This is a genomic window from Pseudomonas sp. Pc102, assembly GCF_018408275.1.
Lineage (GTDB): Bacteria > Pseudomonadota > Gammaproteobacteria > Pseudomonadales > Pseudomonadaceae > Metapseudomonas > Metapseudomonas tohonis.
The window spans coordinates 4,127,486-4,142,479 of sequence record NZ_AP021905.1 but is presented as its reverse complement, the minus strand read 5'-3'; the positions used below and the strand labels follow the sequence as shown (position 1 = coordinate 4,142,479).

Annotated in this window: 15 protein-coding genes; 3 read left to right on the top strand and 12 right to left on the bottom strand. The window is 66.9% G+C overall.

What is annotated here, in order from left to right:
* Positions 1–8: 8 nt before the first annotated feature.
* Positions 9–1,280 (top strand): alpha/beta fold hydrolase, encoded by a 1,272-nt coding sequence (locus PHLH3_RS18900; protein ID WP_213625350.1) that lies wholly within the window; start codon positions 9–11, stop codon positions 1,278–1,280.
* 37 nt (positions 1,281–1,317) lie between these two features.
* Here the strand turns inward: PHLH3_RS18900 and PHLH3_RS18895 are convergent, their stop codons facing one another.
* Positions 1,318–1,758, bottom strand: a complete 441-nt coding sequence (locus PHLH3_RS18895; RefSeq protein ID WP_213625349.1) for a MarR family transcriptional regulator — start codon at positions 1,756–1,758, stop codon at positions 1,318–1,320.
* 72 nt (positions 1,759–1,830) lie between these two features.
* Between PHLH3_RS18895 and PHLH3_RS18890 the strand changes: the two genes are divergently transcribed.
* Positions 1,831–2,565 carry a siderophore-interacting protein gene (locus tag PHLH3_RS18890; protein WP_213625348.1) on the top strand — a complete coding sequence of 245 codons (735 nt, stop codon included), beginning with the start codon at positions 1,831–1,833 and terminating at the stop codon, positions 2,563–2,565.
* A 69-nt stretch (positions 2,566–2,634) separates the two neighbouring features.
* On the opposite strand, the gene PHLH3_RS18885 is transcribed toward PHLH3_RS18890, so the two are convergent.
* The 3 genes from PHLH3_RS18885 to PHLH3_RS18875 form a co-directional block, all read right to left on the bottom strand.
* Positions 2,635–3,102 carry an SRPBCC family protein gene (locus PHLH3_RS18885; protein ID WP_213625347.1) on the bottom strand — a complete coding sequence of 156 codons (468 nt, stop codon included), beginning with the start codon at positions 3,100–3,102 and terminating at the stop codon, positions 2,635–2,637.
* A 47-nt stretch (positions 3,103–3,149) separates the two neighbouring features.
* On the bottom strand, positions 3,150–3,392 hold the full coding sequence (locus PHLH3_RS18880) for a hypothetical protein (protein WP_213625346.1): 243 nt from the start codon (positions 3,390–3,392) through the stop codon (positions 3,150–3,152).
* 88 nt (positions 3,393–3,480) lie between these two features.
* Positions 3,481–4,455 (bottom strand): LysR family transcriptional regulator, encoded by a 975-nt coding sequence (locus PHLH3_RS18875; protein WP_213625345.1) that lies wholly within the window; start codon positions 4,453–4,455, stop codon positions 3,481–3,483.
* A gap of 144 nt (positions 4,456–4,599) precedes the next feature.
* Here PHLH3_RS18875 and PHLH3_RS18870 point away from each other — a divergent pair, with 144 nt between their 5' ends.
* Positions 4,600–5,349: a 3-oxoacyl-ACP reductase family protein gene (locus PHLH3_RS18870; RefSeq protein WP_213625344.1), complete on the top strand. Its 750-nt coding sequence runs from the start codon at positions 4,600–4,602 to the stop codon at positions 5,347–5,349.
* 136 nt (positions 5,350–5,485) lie between these two features.
* Here the strand turns inward: PHLH3_RS18870 and PHLH3_RS18865 are convergent, their stop codons facing one another.
* The 8 genes from PHLH3_RS18865 to PHLH3_RS18830 form a co-directional block, all read right to left on the bottom strand.
* A complete protein-coding gene (locus tag PHLH3_RS18865) occupies positions 5,486–6,808 on the bottom strand; it encodes a sigma-54 dependent transcriptional regulator (protein ID WP_213625343.1) in 1,323 nt (440 codons plus the stop codon).
* Positions 6,805–8,712 carry an ATP-binding protein gene (locus PHLH3_RS18860; RefSeq protein ID WP_213625342.1) on the bottom strand — a complete coding sequence of 636 codons (1,908 nt, stop codon included), beginning with the start codon at positions 8,710–8,712 and terminating at the stop codon, positions 6,805–6,807. Before PHLH3_RS18860 ends, PHLH3_RS18865 begins: the two co-directional genes overlap by 4 nt.
* 94 nt (positions 8,713–8,806) lie before the next feature.
* Complete coding sequence (locus tag PHLH3_RS18855) at positions 8,807–9,541, bottom strand: amino acid ABC transporter ATP-binding protein (protein WP_213625341.1); 735 nt, start codon at positions 9,539–9,541, stop codon at positions 8,807–8,809.
* Positions 9,538–10,206: an amino acid ABC transporter permease gene (locus PHLH3_RS18850; protein WP_173178273.1), complete on the bottom strand. Its 669-nt coding sequence runs from the start codon at positions 10,204–10,206 to the stop codon at positions 9,538–9,540. Before PHLH3_RS18850 ends, PHLH3_RS18855 begins: the two co-directional genes overlap by 4 nt.
* Positions 10,203–10,949, bottom strand: a complete 747-nt coding sequence (locus tag PHLH3_RS18845) for an amino acid ABC transporter permease (protein ID WP_213625340.1) — start codon at positions 10,947–10,949, stop codon at positions 10,203–10,205. The genes PHLH3_RS18850 and PHLH3_RS18845 overlap by 4 nt, the downstream gene beginning before the upstream one ends.
* Before the next feature lie 193 nt (positions 10,950–11,142).
* Complete coding sequence (locus tag PHLH3_RS18840; protein ID WP_213625339.1) at positions 11,143–12,051, bottom strand: glutamate/aspartate ABC transporter substrate-binding protein; 909 nt, start codon at positions 12,049–12,051, stop codon at positions 11,143–11,145.
* Between the two features lie 425 nt (positions 12,052–12,476).
* Positions 12,477–13,364: an SDR family NAD(P)-dependent oxidoreductase gene (locus tag PHLH3_RS18835; protein ID WP_173178271.1), complete on the bottom strand. Its 888-nt coding sequence runs from the start codon at positions 13,362–13,364 to the stop codon at positions 12,477–12,479.
* Positions 13,361–14,926, bottom strand: coding sequence for an NAD(P)/FAD-dependent oxidoreductase (locus PHLH3_RS18830; RefSeq protein WP_213625338.1), 1,566 nt, complete (start codon positions 14,924–14,926; stop codon positions 13,361–13,363). Before PHLH3_RS18830 ends, PHLH3_RS18835 begins: the two co-directional genes overlap by 4 nt.
* Between the last annotated feature and the right edge of the window lie 68 nt (positions 14,927–14,994).

Sequence of the window (14,994 nt, the reverse complement as noted above, 5' to 3'; positions counted from 1 at the left end):
CGAAGCGGATGGCCGTTCTGCGGATGGTCCTGATGCTGGTGGCGGTCGCCTGCGGCGGTTGCAGCCTGCTGGAGGTGGACAGGGAAATGCAACAGGCCCGCCAGGAGCTGGTGGTGGTGGCGGGGCGGCTGCTGGCCACGGATTCCGGGCGCAGCGCGCTGGTGGCGTTGCTGGATGGCAAGGGCGGCTTCGTCGCCTACCGCATCGTCGCGCCGGGCGAGGCCTTCTACTTCACCCAGGCGCCGGGCGACTACCAGTTGCTGGCCTTCGACGACCGCAACGGCAATTTCGCCCTGGATCGAGACGAGCCCCGCCACTGGCTGCCCCAGGCCCGCCATGCGCCGCTCACCGTGCAGCCGGACCTGGCCGAGCGCGAGCGCCTGGCGCGGCTCAACACGCTGGATCTCCAGGTGGCCGTCGACGCCGACCCGCCCAGGCTCGACCTGCGCCTGGAGGTGCTCTACCGCGAGCAGCCGCGCCTGCAGCGCAACTACCTGCAGGTGGTGGCGTTCACCGACCCGCGCTTCGACGACCGGCACATCCAGCTGGGCGCCTGGCAACCGCTCAGCTTCATGCGCGAGGTGGGCTACGGCCTGTACCTGCTGGCGCCCTGGGACCCGGCCAAGGAGCCGATCATCCTGGTGCACGGCATCAATGCCTCGCCCCGTGACTGGCAGGCGCTGGCCGCGAGCCTCGACCTGACGCGCTTCCAGCTGGTGCTGTTCCACTATCCCAGCGGGCTGCCCCTGCGCAACAGCGCCTACATGCTCAGCATCGCCATGCGCGACATGCTGCTGCGCCTGGCACCCCGGCGGATGCACCTGTTCGCCCACAGCATGGGGGGCCTGGTGGCGCGGCGGGCGCTGCAATTCCTCGACGAGAACGAGGCGCGGCGCCTGTGCCTGTTCGCCACCCTTTCGACGCCCTGGGACGGGCATCCCTCGGCGGCCACCGGCGTGCAGCGGGTGCCGTTCGAGGTGCCGGTGTGGCGCGACATGGCGCCGGGCAGCCCCTACCTGCGGGCGCTGTTCGCCAGGCCGCTGCCGGCGCACATCCGCCAGTGGATGCTGGTCAGCTACGGTGGCAACCGACGCCTGCTGCCGGAGCCGAACGATGGCGTGGTGCCGTTGGCCAGCGAGCTGCGCAGCGCCGCCCAGGATGAGGCGGGGCGGCTGTACCTGGTCGACGAGAGCCACACCGGCATCCTCCACAGCCGCCGCGCCACGGCGCTGCTGGAGCGTGCATTGCGGGAGCTGCCGGAGCAGGGCTGCGCGGACTAGACAGGGCGGATGCAACCGCAGCTTCCCGGGCTCCGAATCAGGGCTCTGCGTCGAGGTTGGCCTGCACCCGGGCCAACAGGTCGAGCAGTTGCTGGCATTCCTCTGCGCTGAAGCCCTCCACCGCGACCTTGTTCAGGCGTCGGCCCTGCTGGCGCACCTCCTGGTGGAGGGCCGTGCCCGCTGCGGTGGGGTAGAGGCGGATGCTGCGCTTGTCGGCTTCGTCGGCCTTGCCTTCCAGCAACGCCTTGCCGCGCAGTGCCTGGATCAGCCGGGCGATCTGCGCCTTGTCGCGCCCGGAATGGTTCACCAGCTCGCTCTGGGTCGCCCCCGGGTGGCGGGCGTAGAAATTCAGCGCCTTGAATTCCATGTGGGTGAGGTCGTGGTCACCGTCGCGCAGCGTGCGGTACTGGCGGGCGCGGTAGAGGTGCATGACGGAGTGGATGGACTCGAAGACGTCCTCGGCAGTATCGGTACTCATATGGTTGACAATATCAACTAGTGGTTTTTATGATCGTTGATGTTATCAACCATATCCTGCGAGCAACAGCCCATGGACCAAACCGTACAGACCCGCCGCGTGCAGCGCATACGCCACGAACTGCGCCGCCGCGAGCTGGACGTGCTCCGCGTGGAGCGCATCAGCCCCCATTTCATGAGCGTCACCTTCGGCGGTGACGAACTGGTGGACTTCGTTTCCGCCTCCTTCGACGACCACATCAAGTTCATGTTCGTGGACGAGCAGGGCGAACTCATCCGCCGCGACTACACCCCGCGCCGCTTCGACCGCGAGCGCCGCGAGCTGACCCTCGAGTTCGCCCTGCACGGCGAGGGCGGCGCCTGCGAATGGGCCGAGCGCGTGCAGCCGGGCGACTCCGCGCTGATCGGCGGCCCGCGTGGCTCGATGATCATCCCCCTGGACTACGACTGGCACCTGCTGGTGGGCGATTCCAGCGCGCTGCCGGCGATCCACCGCCGCCTGGAAGAGCTGCCGGGCGGTGCTCGCGTCACCGCCATCGTGCAACTGGCCGAGGCCGATCGCCGCGTCATGCGCAGTGCTGCCAACCTCGACCTGCGCTGGGTGGAGACGCCGGACGAGCTGGTCGCCGCCGTGCGCGCCCTGCAGCTGCCCGAAGGCGAAGGCTACGCCTGGGGTGCCGGCGAGCACGGGATGATGACCCGCACCCGCGCCCTGCTGGTGGAGAAGGGCCAGCCGAAGGAGGCGATGCGCGTCGCGGCCTACTGGCGGCAAGGCTTCTCGGATCACCATGAGGATCTGGAGGGCTAGTGGGCGCCCTGTCGATGGGTTTCGCTGCGCTCTACGCCATCCTACGAAGAGCAGATAGCAGATAACGGGTCAGGCTTCGGGCCAGTCGACGCGGTGCACTTCGGCGGTGAGCCGGTCGAGGTTCTGTTCGTTGGCCGGCAGCACGAAGGCGGCGATCTGTTCGCGGTGTTCCGCGGTGTCGAACACCTGCTGCCAGCCCACGCGCGTGCCCTTGCCCTCGGAGGCGAGGGTGATGGTGAGGACGAAGTGGTGGTTGTCGTCGGAGAGGTGTTCGATCAGCACACGGCCGGGCGTGATCTCGCGGAAGACGTTGTGATTGGGGTAGTCGGTGCCGTCCGGGCCGTGCAGGGTGAAGCGCCAGTGGCCGTCGGGGCGGAATTCGAAGAGCTCGAAGGTGCTGCTGAAACCGTTGGGTCCCCACCAGCGGGCGAGGTGCTCGGGCCCGGCGATGGCGCGGAATACGCGGGCCGGCGGTGCGTCGATCAGCCGCGAGGTGGTGCATTCGCGGTGGGCGGTCGGGGATGCGCTGCTGCTCATGGGGCGGGCCTTCGCTCGGTCGGGGAGCGGCAAGCATAGCCCCGCGATCAGCCCTCGTTGCGGCGGATGAAGGCGCCCTCGTAGTCGCGGCTGGCGCTGGAGACCTTGGGGTTCATCAGTGCCGAGCGGACCTTCTCGTAATCCTCGTAGGGCAGGCCGGCGCGGTTGAGCATCTCCAGGGAGAACTGCCTGACCTCGGCATCTGTGTACGGGCGCGGCTCCGGTTGGCTGGCGCAGCCGGCGAGGATGAGGGTGGTTGCAGCGAGTGCGATGGCGAGCAGGCGATTCATTTCGGGCCCCCTGGGGTGGCGTTGTCCTTTGATGAACAAAGGTTATCCGCGGCCCCTGGGGCGGAAAAATCACCCACTTCGATAATGACTATTGCCTGGATGGCAACGGTGCCTGGTGGCCCCGGCCGCCACAGGCCGCGCTCGGTGCGGAGAAGCGTTCGGGCAGCCCCTGCTCGCGAAAGGCCTGGACCACATGGTCGATGAATACACGGGTCTTGGCCGGCAGCAGCTTCTGTGCGCTGAAGTAGATGCACAGCGGGTCGGTCTGCACGTGCCAGTCGGGCAGTACGCGCTGCAGTTCGCCGCGCTCGATGAAGTGCACGGCGTGGACGGTACTCACCAGAGTGATGCCCAGGCCCATGCGCGCGGCGTGGCAGGCGGCTTCCGGGTCGCTCATCAGCGCGCGGGGACGCAGGTCGATGGGCGCCTGGTCGCCGGCCTCGTTGAGCAATACCCAGTTGCGCACGCGACCGGTCTGCGGCGAGCGCAGGAGGATGCCGTCGTGCTGGGCGAGGTCTGCCGGCACCTGCGGACGTGGCCGATCGTCGAAGTAACCGGGGGCGGCCAGCAGTACGCGATGCCCAGGGCCGATCTGCCGGGCGATCACCCCCTGGGGCAGCTCGAAGCCACCACCGATGCCGACGTCGAAGCCTTCGCCGATGAGGTCCACCTGGCGGTTGTCGAAATGCCAGTCGGGGACGATGGCGGGGTAGCGGGCGAGGAAGTCGGCCAGCAGCGGCACGATGTATTCGCGACCGAACATCAGCCCCATGCTCACCTTGAGGTTGCCTGCCGGCTGGCCGCCGGCACTGGAGAGGTTGGCCACTGCGCCCTGGATGGTGGCGAGGCCGCCGCTGACCTCGGCGAGGAAGCGCTCGCCGGCTTCGGTCAGTTTCAGGCTGCGCGTACTACGCTGGAACAGTCGTACCCCCAGCCCGGTTTCCAGTTTCGCCACGTTCTTGCCGACCGCCGCTGGCGTCAGGCCCAGGCGCCGTGCGGCCTCGGCAAAGCTGCCGGCCTCCGCACTGCGGACGAAGCATTCGATGCTGTTGAGGGTTTCCATGGCGTCACCGTAAACCGTTTGGATCGAAAGAATAGACGGATTGCCGGCTTATCGGTTGGCAATCCGGCGCTGATACTGGCCACGTCATCGAGCAGCGGCCAACCGGCCAAGCCGAATCCCACTACAGACGATTGGAGAACCATCATGACCTCGACTCAAACGCTCAGCGGCAAGGTTGCATTCATCCAGGGCGGCTCCCGCGGCATCGGCGCCGCCATCGCCAAGCGCCTGGCCCGCGAAGGCGCCGCCGTCGCACTGACCTACGCCGCCTCCGGCCAGGCCGCCGAAGAGGTGGTGAAAGCCATCGAAGCGGCGGGTGGCCGCGCCCTGGCGGTCAAGGCCGACAGCAGCGACGAGCAGGCCCTGCGCGGCGCCATCCGCTATACCGTCGATACCTTCGGGCGCCTCGACATCCTGGTGAACAACGCCGGCGTGCTGGCGGTGGCGCCCATCGAGGAGTTCGCCATCGAAGACCTCGACCGCACCCTGTCGGTGAACGTGCGCAGCGTGGTGATCGCCAGCCAGGAAGCTGCCCGGCTGATGGGCGAGGGCGGTCGCATCATCACCATCGGCAGCACCAACGCCGAACGCATGCCCTTTGCCGGTGGCTCGGTCTATGCCCTGAGCAAGGCGGCGGTGGCCGGCTTCACCAAGGGCCTGGCCCGCGACCTGGGGCCGCGCGGCATCACCGTGAACAACGTGCAACCCGGCCCGGTGGACACCGACATGAACCCGGCCGAGGGCGACTTCGCCGACTCCCTCAAGCAACTGATGGCCCTGCCGCGCTACGGCCAGGCCGAGGAGATCGCCAGCTTCGTGGCCTACCTGGCCGGCCCGGAAGCGGGCTACATCACCGGTGCCAACCTGACCATCGATGGGGGGTTCTCGGCCTGACGCTTCGGGTGCAAGGGAAACGCCGGCCATTGGGCCGGCGTTTTCGTTTGTGGGGTAGACCAGCTGATCTTGGAAGGTAGGAGCGAGCTCTGCTCGCGAAGAGCATCGCGAATGAATTCGCTCCCACAGGAGCCGGTCACAGGCCGTATTTCTTGACCTTGTCGAACAGCGTGGTCTTGGCCATGCCGAGGGCGATGGCGGCCTGGCTGAGGTTGCCGCCGTGGCGTTCGAGGGCATCGCCCAGGAGGTTGCGTTCGAAGGCTTCCACGGCTTCGGCGAAGCTGGGTTCGTTGCCGTCCAGGGCCAGGCCGGTCTTCTTGAACACGGGCAGGCCGAGGGCGTAGCGTTCGGCGACGTTGCGCAGTTCGCGCACGTTGCCGGGCCAGTCGTGGGCCATGAGGCTGGAAACGGTGGCGCGGTCCAGCTCCGGTACGGCGCGGTCGAAGCGCAGCGAGGCCAGCTGCAGGAAGTGATCGAACAGCAGCAGGATGTCCTCGCGGCGGTCGCGCAGCGGCGGCAGTTCCAGGGTCACCACGTTGAGGCGGTAGTAGAGGTCGCTGCGGAACTGGCCGGCCTTGCCCTGTTCGTCGAGGTCGGCCTTGGTGGCGGCGACCACGCGGCAGTCCACGGGGATCGGCTGGTTGGAGCCGAGGCGCTCCAGGGTCTGCTCCTGCAGCACGCGGAGGAACTTGATCTGCAGGTTCATGGGCATGCTCTCGATCTCGTCGAGGAACAGCGTGCCGTTGTGGGCGTGCTCGATCTTTCCGATGCGGCGCTTGCCGGCGCCGGTGAAGGCGTGGGCCTCGTGGCCGAAGATCTCGCTGTCGAACAGGTTCTCCGGCAGGCCGCCGCAGTTGAGCGCGACGAACTGGTTGGACTGGCGCCGGCTGTAGTCGTGCAGGCAGCGGGCGACCAGTTCCTTGCCGGTGCCGGTCTCGCCTTCGATCAGCACGTTGGCGGCGGTGTCGGCCACGTTGGCGATCAGCTCGCGCAGCGCCTGCATGGCCGGCGAGCGGCCGATGATGCGCTGCTCCAGGGATTGCCGGCCGGCCAGTTGGCGGCGCAGTGCGGATACTTCGCGGGCGAGGCCGCGTTGCTCCAGGGCGCGGCGGGCGACGTCCACCAGGCGTTCGGGGGAGAAGGGCTTCTCCATGAAGTCGTAGGCGCCGTCGCGCATGGCGCCCACCGCCATGCTGATGTCGCCATGGCCGGTGATCAGTACCACCGGCAGGCTGCGGTCGCGGGCCTTGAGGCGGGCGAGCAGCTCCAGGCCGTCGATGCCGGGCAGGCGGATGTCGCTGATGACGATGCCGGCGAAGTCGGCGCTCACCCGTTCGAGGGCTTCCTCGGCACTGCCGACACCGATGCTGGTGATGTCTTCCAGGGCCAGGGCCTGCTGGCAGCCAAGCAGGACGTGGGGGTCGTCTTCGACGATGAGGACGCTGAGCGGCTCGGTCATGGGCTGGGGCTCGCTTCGGGAGTGGCGCGGGCGACCTGGGGCAGGCGCAGCTCGAACGCCGTGCCACCGTCTTCCGGGTGCTGCACGCCGAGGCTGCCGCCCGCCGCGGTGGCGAGGCTGGCGGAGAGGGTGAGGCCAAGGCCCAGGCCGTGTTCGCCGGGCTTGGTGGTGAAGAAGGGTTCGAACAGGTGCTCGCGCACGGCCGGGGAGATGCCGGGGCCGTTGTCACGCACGCGCAGGACGTAGGTGGCGCCCTCGTCGTGGCCGTCGAGCCAGAGCTGGCAATCGGCCTGGCCGCTCATGGCGTCAAGGGCGTTGGCGATGAGGTTGACGAGGATCTGCTCCAGGCGGGTCTGGTCGATGGCCAGCCGGGCATCGGCGAAGGTGCGGTGCAGGGTCAGCGGGGTGTGTTCCAGCCGTGTGTGGAGGATGAACAGCGCGGCATCCACGGCCTTGCCCAGGCTGGCCTGGCCATGGTCGTCGGCACGCCGGGCGAAGGCGCGCAGGCTGGCGGTGATGCGGCCCATGCGATCGACCAGTTCGTTGATGGCGGTGAGGTTGGTGCTGGCCACGTCGAGGGCACCGCGCTGGAGGAAGCGCACGGTGTTGCCCGAGAGGGTGCGCAGGGCGGCCAGGGGCTGGTTGAGTTCGTGGGCGATGCTGGTGGACATCTGGCCGATCACCGCCAGCTTGCCGGCCTGGACCAGGCCGTCCTGGGCCTTGCGCAGGTTTTCCTCGGTCTGCCGCCGCTCGCGGATCTCGCCCATCAGGCGCTGGTTGCTGGCGCGCAGGTCCTGGGTGCGTTCGGCGATCTTGCGCTCCAGTTCGTTGTTGGCCTGCAGCAGCGCCTCGCGGGCGGCGAGACGGGTGGCGAGCACCTTGCGCCGCTCGTTCCAGGCGATGCCGAGGAAGGCCAGCAGGGCCAGCCCGGCGGCGGCGAGCAGGCCGTGGATGATGGCTTCGCGGCGCAGGTCGGCCAGGGGCGAGAGCAGGGTGAAGTGCCAGGGTGTATCGCTGAGCGGGCGGCTCTGCGCCAGGTAGACGGTTTCCTGTTCGCCACCGCCCGGCAGGGGCGAGGCGAAGCTGATGGCTTCCAGGCCGTCGCCGAGCTCCTCGCGGTGGCGCGGCTGCCATTCGTTGAGCGCCCACCAGTGGTATTGCAGGCTGCGGGCCAGGCGCTCCTTGTCTTCGGCGGAGAGGGGGCGCACGGCCTTCATGCGCAGCATGGGGTCGCTGGAGAGGATGATGATGCCGTTCTCGTCGCTGACGAAGGCTTGCAGGCGGGCCTTTTCCCAGCGCTCCTGCAGGGCTTCGAGCTTCACCTTGACCACGGCGACGCCGATGATCCGGCCCTGGTAGCGCAGGCCATGGGCGAGGTAGTAGCCGGCCTCGCCGGTGGTGCTGCCGATGCCGTAGAAGCGCCCGGGTTCGCCCTTCACCGCCTGCTGGAAATAGGCGCGGAAGGCCAGGTCCTCGCCGAGGAAGCTGTCGGCGTCGCGCCAGTTGCTGGTGGCCAGCACGCGGCCGTTGGTGTCGAGGAGGAAGATGGCGCGGTTGCCGCTGCGGCGGTTGAGTCCTTCGAGGTAGTCGTTGACCAGGTTGCGCCGGTAGGGCGTGGGGTTGAGCAGCAGGTGGCTGACGCTGGACTCCAGCTCCAGCAGGCTGGGCAGGTAGGTGTAGCGGTTGATCTCGCTCTCCACCGCGCGGGCGTGGAGTTCCAGCTGGCGCTCGCCGTTCTCGCGCAGGGCGCGGATGCCGGAGAGTTCGCTGAGGTGGTAGGCGATCCAGCCGGCCCCGAGCATGGCCAGGATCAGCAGCAGGGTCAGCGAGAGGTGGCGGAGCAGGCGCGGTTTCACGATCAATGCGGGCGGCACGGCGCGGAGGCTGGCGGGTGGGCATTGCATCATAAGTGGTCCGGGCCTTGCCAGTCGGCGCGCGGCGCCGAGCGGCGGGTGGCAGCGGCGGCCCCTCTCCGCGAAGGGAGAGGGGCGCGGCGCATCAGTGTTGCAGGATCTTGGCGAGGAACTGCTGGGCGCGCTCGGAGCGCTGGCCGACATCGCCGAAGAACTCCTCCTTGGGGCAGTCTTCGACGATCTGGCCGGCGTCCATGAAGATCACCCGGTCGGCGACCTTGCGGGCGAAGCCCATCTCGTGGGTCACGCACATCATGGTCATGCCTTCGTTGGCCAGCTGCACCATCACGTCGAGCACTTCGTTGACCATTTCCGGGTCCAGCGCCGAGGTGGGTTCGTCGAACAGCATCACCACCGGGTCCATGGCCAGGGCACGGGCGATGGCGACGCGCTGCTGCTGGCCGCCGGAAAGCTGGCCGGGGTGCTTGTGGGCGTGGGCGGAGAGGCCGACGCGATCCAGCAGCTTGAGGCCTTTGGCGGTGGCTTCCTCCTTGCTGCGGCCGAGCACCTTGATCTGCGCGATGGTGAGGTTCTCGGTGATGGTCAGGTGCGGGAACAGCTCGAAGTGCTGGAACACCATGCCGACGCGCGAGCGCAGCTTGGGCAGGTCGGTCTTCTTGTCGGCGATGGAGGTGCCGTCGACGACGATGTCGCCCTTCTGGAAGGGCTCCAGCGCGTTGACGCACTTGATCAGGGTGGATTTGCCGGAGCCGGACGGCCCGCAGACGACCACCACTTCACCCTTCTGGACTTCGGTGCTGCAGTCGGTCAGCACCTGGAATTCCCCGTACCACTTGTTGACGTTCTTGATCGAAATCATACGGCTAACCTTTTTTGCAGGAGCTTGACCAGCTGCGAGGCGGCGAAGCTGACGGTGAAGTACACCAGGCCGGCGAAGATGAGGAACTCGTGCGGCTGGCCGATGATGTCGCCACGGGAGCGGGCGGCGTTGAGGAAATCCATCAGGCCCACGGTGTAAACGAGCGAGGTGTCCTGGAACAGGATGATGCTCTGCTGCAGGAGCAGCGGGGTCATCTTGCGGAACGCCTGGGGCAGGATGATCAGGCGCATTGTCTGGCCGTAGGTCATGCCCAGGGCCTGTGCCGCGCCCATCTGCCCGCGGGGGATGGCCTGGATGCCGGCGCGGACGATTTCGCAGAAGTACGCCGCCTCGAACATCATGAAGGCGATCAGGCACGAGGTGAACGCGCCGACGGGGGTGTCCTCGCCGGTGATCCAGCGCAGCACGAAGGGCACCGCGAAGTAGAACCAGGTGATCACCAGCAGCAGCGGGATGGAGCGGAAGTAGTTGACGTACAGGCCGCCGAGTTTCGACAGCAGCGGGTTGTGCGACAGGCGCATGAGCGCCAGCAGGGTGCCCAGGACCACGCCGCCGATGATGCCCAGCACCATCAGCTGCAGGGTCATCAGCATGCCGTCGACCAGCCCGGGCAGGGCGGGGATGATTGCGCTGAAGTCCATCATTTGCCTCCTACGGAGATCAGGCCCGGGACCGCGACCTTGCGCTCCACCAGGCGCATGAGCAGCATCAGGCTCATGTTCAGGGTGAAGTAGATCAGCGTGGCCAGGGTGAAGGCCTCGAACAGGTTGGCGGAGAACTCGGCCGTCTGCTTGGTCTGCGCGAGCAGCTCCATCAGGCCGATGAGCGAGGCCACCGAGGAGTTCTTGAAGATGTTGAGGAACTCGCTGGTCAGCGGCGGGATGATGATGCGGAAGGCCTGCGGCAGCAGCACGTAGCGGTAGATCGCCGGCAGGCGGAAGCCCATGGCGCGGGCGGCGCCGAGCTGGCCCTTGGGCAGGGCCTGGATGCCGGTGCGGACCTGCTCGCAGACGCGTGCGGCGGTGAACAGGCCGAGGCACACGACCACGCTGAGGTAGGCGGAGGTGGCCGGGTTGAGGTCCTGCTTGAACCAGATTTCCAGCGGCTCGGGCAACAGGTCCGGCACCAGGAAGTACCAGAGGAACAGCTGCACCAGCAGCGGTACGTTGCGGAAGATTTCCACGTAGGTGGTGGCGATGCCGGACACCCAGCGGTTGGGCACGGTACGCATCACGCCGAGCAGCGAGCCCAGCAGGAGCGCGACGATCCAGCCGGCGAGGGCGATGGCGATGGTCCAGCCCAGGCCGGTGACGAACCAGTCCAGGTAGATCTCGCTGCCGATGCCGGTGGACTTGAAGAATACGCCCCAGTCCCAGTTGTAGTTCATCAGGGTTTTCCCCTCAGGGTTCTTGTCTTTCTGCGGTTGAAGGCAGTGGATGGGGAGTGGCTGCCGGATGCCCGGCGACCCCCTCTCCCTGGCGGAAGAGGGGTGGGGAGCTGCGCCGTCCGGATTTCCGACCTGCACCGGCTCCCGTCACTCCCGGCCCCTCTCCGATGGGAGAGGGGGAGGCGCGGTGGCGTCAGATTTCTTCGGCCGACTTGTCGGTGGGGTTGGCGACCAGCTTCTTCAGCTCATCGCTCATGGGGAAGTTGAGGTTCAGGTTCTTCGGCGGGATGGGCTGGGTGAACCACTTGTCGTAGATGCCGTTGATCTCGCCCGAGGCGAAGGTATCGGCGATGGCCTTGTCGACCACTTTCTTGAAGGCTTCGTCGCCCTTGCGAACCATGCAGCCGTAGATCTCATAGGACTGCGGCTCGCCGGTCACGACCCAGTCGTCCGGCTTCTTGGCCTTGGCCATCTCACCGTAGAGCAGGGCGTCGTCCATCATGAAGGCGACCGCGCGGCCGGATTCCAGCATCAGGAAGGATTCGCCGTGGTCCTTGGCCGAGATGATGTTCATGCCCATCTGCTTGTCGGCGTTCATGGCCTTGAGCAGGCGCTCGGAGGTGGTGCCGGCGGTGGTCACCACGTTCTTGCCCTTGAGGTCGGCGAAGTCGTTGATGCCGGCGGTCTTCTTCGACAGCAGGCGGGTGCCGACTTCGAAGATGCCGACGGAGAAGCCGACCTGCTTCTGGCGCTCGAGGTTGTTGGTGGTGGAGCCGCACTCGATGTCGACGGTGCCGTTCTGCACCAGCGGGATGCGGGTCTGCGAGGTCACCAGGTTGTAGCGCACCTTCAGGTCCGGCAGGGCCAGTTCCTTCTTGATCGCCTCGACGACCTTGAGCTGGATGTCGTGGGAGTAGCCGACCGGTTTGCCCGGCTCGGTGCCGAGGTAGGAGAAGGGGATGGAGGCGTCGCGGTGACCGAGGACGATGGTGCCGCTGTCCTTGATCTTCTTCAGGGTGCCGGTCAGTTCTTCGGCGATTGCGGGAGCGGAAATCAGGGTCGCTGCGATGGCGGCGGCCAGAACCTTCGGAAGGATACGCATGTGTTTCAGTCCTCGACTTTGTTTGTTCTTATCGACGCCAGCGGTAAGGCGCCGTCGGGATCTGTAATGGCAGGATGCGTGCCATCTGTATGGTCGTACTGATTTGTCTGTAATTTATTGATTTATAAGGTTTTATTTTTAATGGCTGGAGGGGCTTGGAGGCGGGGTGTTCGGGGTTCCGGCTTTGGTGGGTTTTATCGTTCGGATATCCGAACGGATTTTGCGGGAATGGGGGCGTGACGGGAGTGAAGGAGGGAAGGGGTGACAGGGAAGAGCAGGGCTTCGCGAGCAGAGCTCGCTCCTACGTGGGGTGTGCAGGTAGGTCGGGTGCAACCCGACGATAAGGGCTATACGACCACCGCGTAGCCCGGGCTTCAGCCCGGGGCGGGGAGCCGCCGGGTCGGGCGCGGGCTACGCGGGTTGGGTCAGTCCGCCAGGTTCTGCGCTTCCCGCTCCCGTCGGGGCTTGGGGGCGAAGCGTGCGGCCAGGCGCATGGAGGTGGTGACCAGGCGCTGGTAGAAGGTCGGCATCAGGCGCTGCATGCCGTCCAGGGCCCAGGCGTCGGCGCCGATGAGGATGCGCCGGTTGTCCTTGAGCACGCCGCGCAGGATCACCGAGGCGGCCTTGTCCGGGGTGGTGCGCAGCAGCTGGTCATTGAACTGCTTGCGTGCCTGGTCTGCTTCCTGGCCCACGACCCGGGCGAGGCTGTCGTTCATCCGCGCGGTCTTGGCGATGTTGGTCTTGATGCCGCCGGGGTGCACGCAGCTGGCGGAGACGCCGTTGCCTTCGATGTCCAGTTCCTGGCGCAGGGCTTCGGTGAAGCCGCGCACGGCGAACTTGGTGGCGTTGTAGGCGCTCATGCCTGGCTGGGAGAACAGCCCGAACACGCTGGAGACGTTGACCACATGGCCGTCGCCGGTGGCCTTGATGTGCGGCAGGAAGGCCTTGGTGCCGTGCATCACGCCCCAGAAGTTGATGTTCATGATCCACTCGTATTCGGCGTAGTCGCTGCCTTCGACGGTGCCGGCATGGGCGACGCCGGCGTTGTTGAAGATCAGGTTGACACGGCCGTGGTCGAGCACGACCTGGTCGGCCCAGGCATGCACGGCGTCGCGGTCGGCGACGTTGACCAGGGTGTCGGTGACCTGCACGCCGAGCTTGCGGGCCTGGGCGGCGGTTTCCGCCAGGCCCTCGGCGTTGACGTCGGAGAGCGCCAGGTGGCAGCCCTGGCGGGCCAGGCCGTAGGCGAGGGCGCGGCCGATGCCGGAGCCGGCGCCGGTGATCGCGGCGACCTTGTTCTCGAAGGACTTCATGCCGGTACTCCTTCTGCGGTTTCGGCGGGGGCGGCGAAGGTCAGCGGGCCCTGGGCGGCATGCACGGGCTGGATGCGGCTGAAGTGGTAGGCGGCCGGGTCGAAGTTGCGGGTCAGCAGGCGGAAGCGCCAGGTGAAGCCGGGCCATACGGTGCAGTTGCGGCCGCTGACCGGGTGGATGTACCAACTCTTGCAGCCGCCGGCGTTCCACACGGTATTGCCCAGGCTGCCCTGGATCTTGCCGTTGAATTTGTCCTGCACCTCGCGCTTGACCTCCAGGCTCTGCAGCTTGCGCTGGTCGAGCAGGTCGAGGGCGCCGAGCACGTAGTGGATCTGCGATTCGATCATGTAGACCATCGAATTGTGGCCGAGGCCGGTATTCGGGCCCATGAGGAAGAACAGGTTAGGGAAGCCGGCGGTCATGGTGCCCTTGTAGGCCTCGGGGCCTTCCGGCCAGGTGTCGAGCAGGTCGACGCCGTTGCGGCCGAAGACCACGCCGCGCGGCAGCGGGTCGCTGGGGGTGAAGCCGGTGCCGAAGATGATGGCGTCCACCGGGCGTTCCTGGCCGTCACGGCTGACGATGCTGTTGGCGCGGATTTCCTTGATGCCGTCGGTGATCACGTCGACGTTGGGCTGGGTCAGCGAGGGGTAGTAGTCGTTGGAGATCAGCACGCGCTTGCAGCCCATGGTGTAGTCGGGCGTGACCTTGGCGCGCAGCGCCGGGTCCTTGATCTTGCGCTTGATGTAGCCCTTGGCGACCAGCTGGGCGAGCTTCATCACCTTGGGCGTCAGGGCGAAGCCGATCACGCGGCTTTCGAGGACGGCGTAGATGCCGCCGCGCCAGAGCTTCTGCAGGATGGGGAAGCGCTTGAAGCGCGAGCGCTCGTTCTCGCTGATGGCGCGGTCGGGCTTGGGCATGACCCAGGGCGCGGTGCGCTGGTAGAGGTCGAGCTGGCCGACCACTTTCTGGATCTGCGGGACGAACTGGATGGCCGAGGCGCCGGTGCCGATCACGGCGATGCGCTTGCCCGCCAGGTCATAGTCGTGGTCCCACTGCTGGGAATGGAAGCGCTTGCCGGCGAAGTTCTCCAGGCCGTCGAGGTGGGGGATGGAGGGGGTGGACAGGGCTCCCATGCCGGACACCACGAACTGCGCGGTGTAGTGGTTGCCGGCCGCGTCGTCGATGTGCCACAGCTCTTCGCTGTCGCTCCAGGCCACTCGGGTGATCTCGGTGCCGAGCAGGGTCTTGTCCTGAAGGCGGTATTTCTCCCAGCAGCCTTCGAGGTAGCTCTTGATCTCGCCCTGCTTGGCGAACATCCGCGTCCAGTTGGGGTTCGGCTCGAAGGAGAAGGAGTAGAGGTGCGATTGCACGTCGCAGCCGCAGCCCGGGTAGTTGTTGACGCGCCAGGTGCCGCCGACACCGGCTTCCTTCTCGAACAGGAGGAAATCGTTCTCGCCTTTCTGCTTCAGGCGGATCGCCATGCCCAGGCCGGAGAAGCCGGAGCCGATGATGGCGACCTTGCAGTGGCGGGCAGGGGTGGGGGGTGATACGGGCGCGTTCATGGCCAAGCTCCTGTTATGCTTATTTTGTGGCGTATACAGCTGTATACCAATGTAGACAGATGTATACT

Bases quoted from the DNA above. Each gene is read 5' to 3' on its own strand.
- PHLH3_RS18900 (WP_213625350.1), top strand. From the start codon at position 9: ATGGCCGTTCTGCGGATGGTCCTGATGCTGGTGGCGGTCGCCTGCGGC.
- PHLH3_RS18895 (WP_213625349.1), bottom strand. From the start codon at position 1,758: ATGAGTACCGATACTGCCGAGGACGTCTTCGAGTCCATCCACTCCGTC.
- PHLH3_RS18890 (WP_213625348.1), top strand. From the start codon at position 1,831: ATGGACCAAACCGTACAGACCCGCCGCGTGCAGCGCATACGCCACGAA.
- PHLH3_RS18885 (WP_213625347.1), bottom strand. From the start codon at position 3,102: ATGAGCAGCAGCGCATCCCCGACCGCCCACCGCGAATGCACCACCTCG.
- PHLH3_RS18880 (WP_213625346.1), bottom strand. From the start codon at position 3,392: ATGAATCGCCTGCTCGCCATCGCACTCGCTGCAACCACCCTCATCCTC.
- PHLH3_RS18875 (WP_213625345.1), bottom strand. From the start codon at position 4,455: ATGGAAACCCTCAACAGCATCGAATGCTTCGTCCGCAGTGCGGAGGCC.
- PHLH3_RS18870 (WP_213625344.1), top strand. From the start codon at position 4,600: ATGACCTCGACTCAAACGCTCAGCGGCAAGGTTGCATTCATCCAGGGC.
- PHLH3_RS18865 (WP_213625343.1), bottom strand. From the start codon at position 6,808: ATGACCGAGCCGCTCAGCGTCCTCATCGTCGAAGACGACCCCCACGTC.
- PHLH3_RS18860 (WP_213625342.1), bottom strand. From the start codon at position 8,712: ATGCAATGCCCACCCGCCAGCCTCCGCGCCGTGCCGCCCGCATTGATC.
- PHLH3_RS18855 (WP_213625341.1), bottom strand. From the start codon at position 9,541: ATGATTTCGATCAAGAACGTCAACAAGTGGTACGGGGAATTCCAGGTG.
- PHLH3_RS18850 (WP_173178273.1), bottom strand. From the start codon at position 10,206: ATGATGGACTTCAGCGCAATCATCCCCGCCCTGCCCGGGCTGGTCGAC.
- PHLH3_RS18845 (WP_213625340.1), bottom strand. From the start codon at position 10,949: ATGAACTACAACTGGGACTGGGGCGTATTCTTCAAGTCCACCGGCATC.
- PHLH3_RS18840 (WP_213625339.1), bottom strand. From the start codon at position 12,051: ATGCGTATCCTTCCGAAGGTTCTGGCCGCCGCCATCGCAGCGACCCTG.
- PHLH3_RS18835 (WP_173178271.1), bottom strand. From the start codon at position 13,364: ATGAAGTCCTTCGAGAACAAGGTCGCCGCGATCACCGGCGCCGGCTCC.
- PHLH3_RS18830 (WP_213625338.1), bottom strand. From the start codon at position 14,926: ATGAACGCGCCCGTATCACCCCCCACCCCTGCCCGCCACTGCAAGGTC.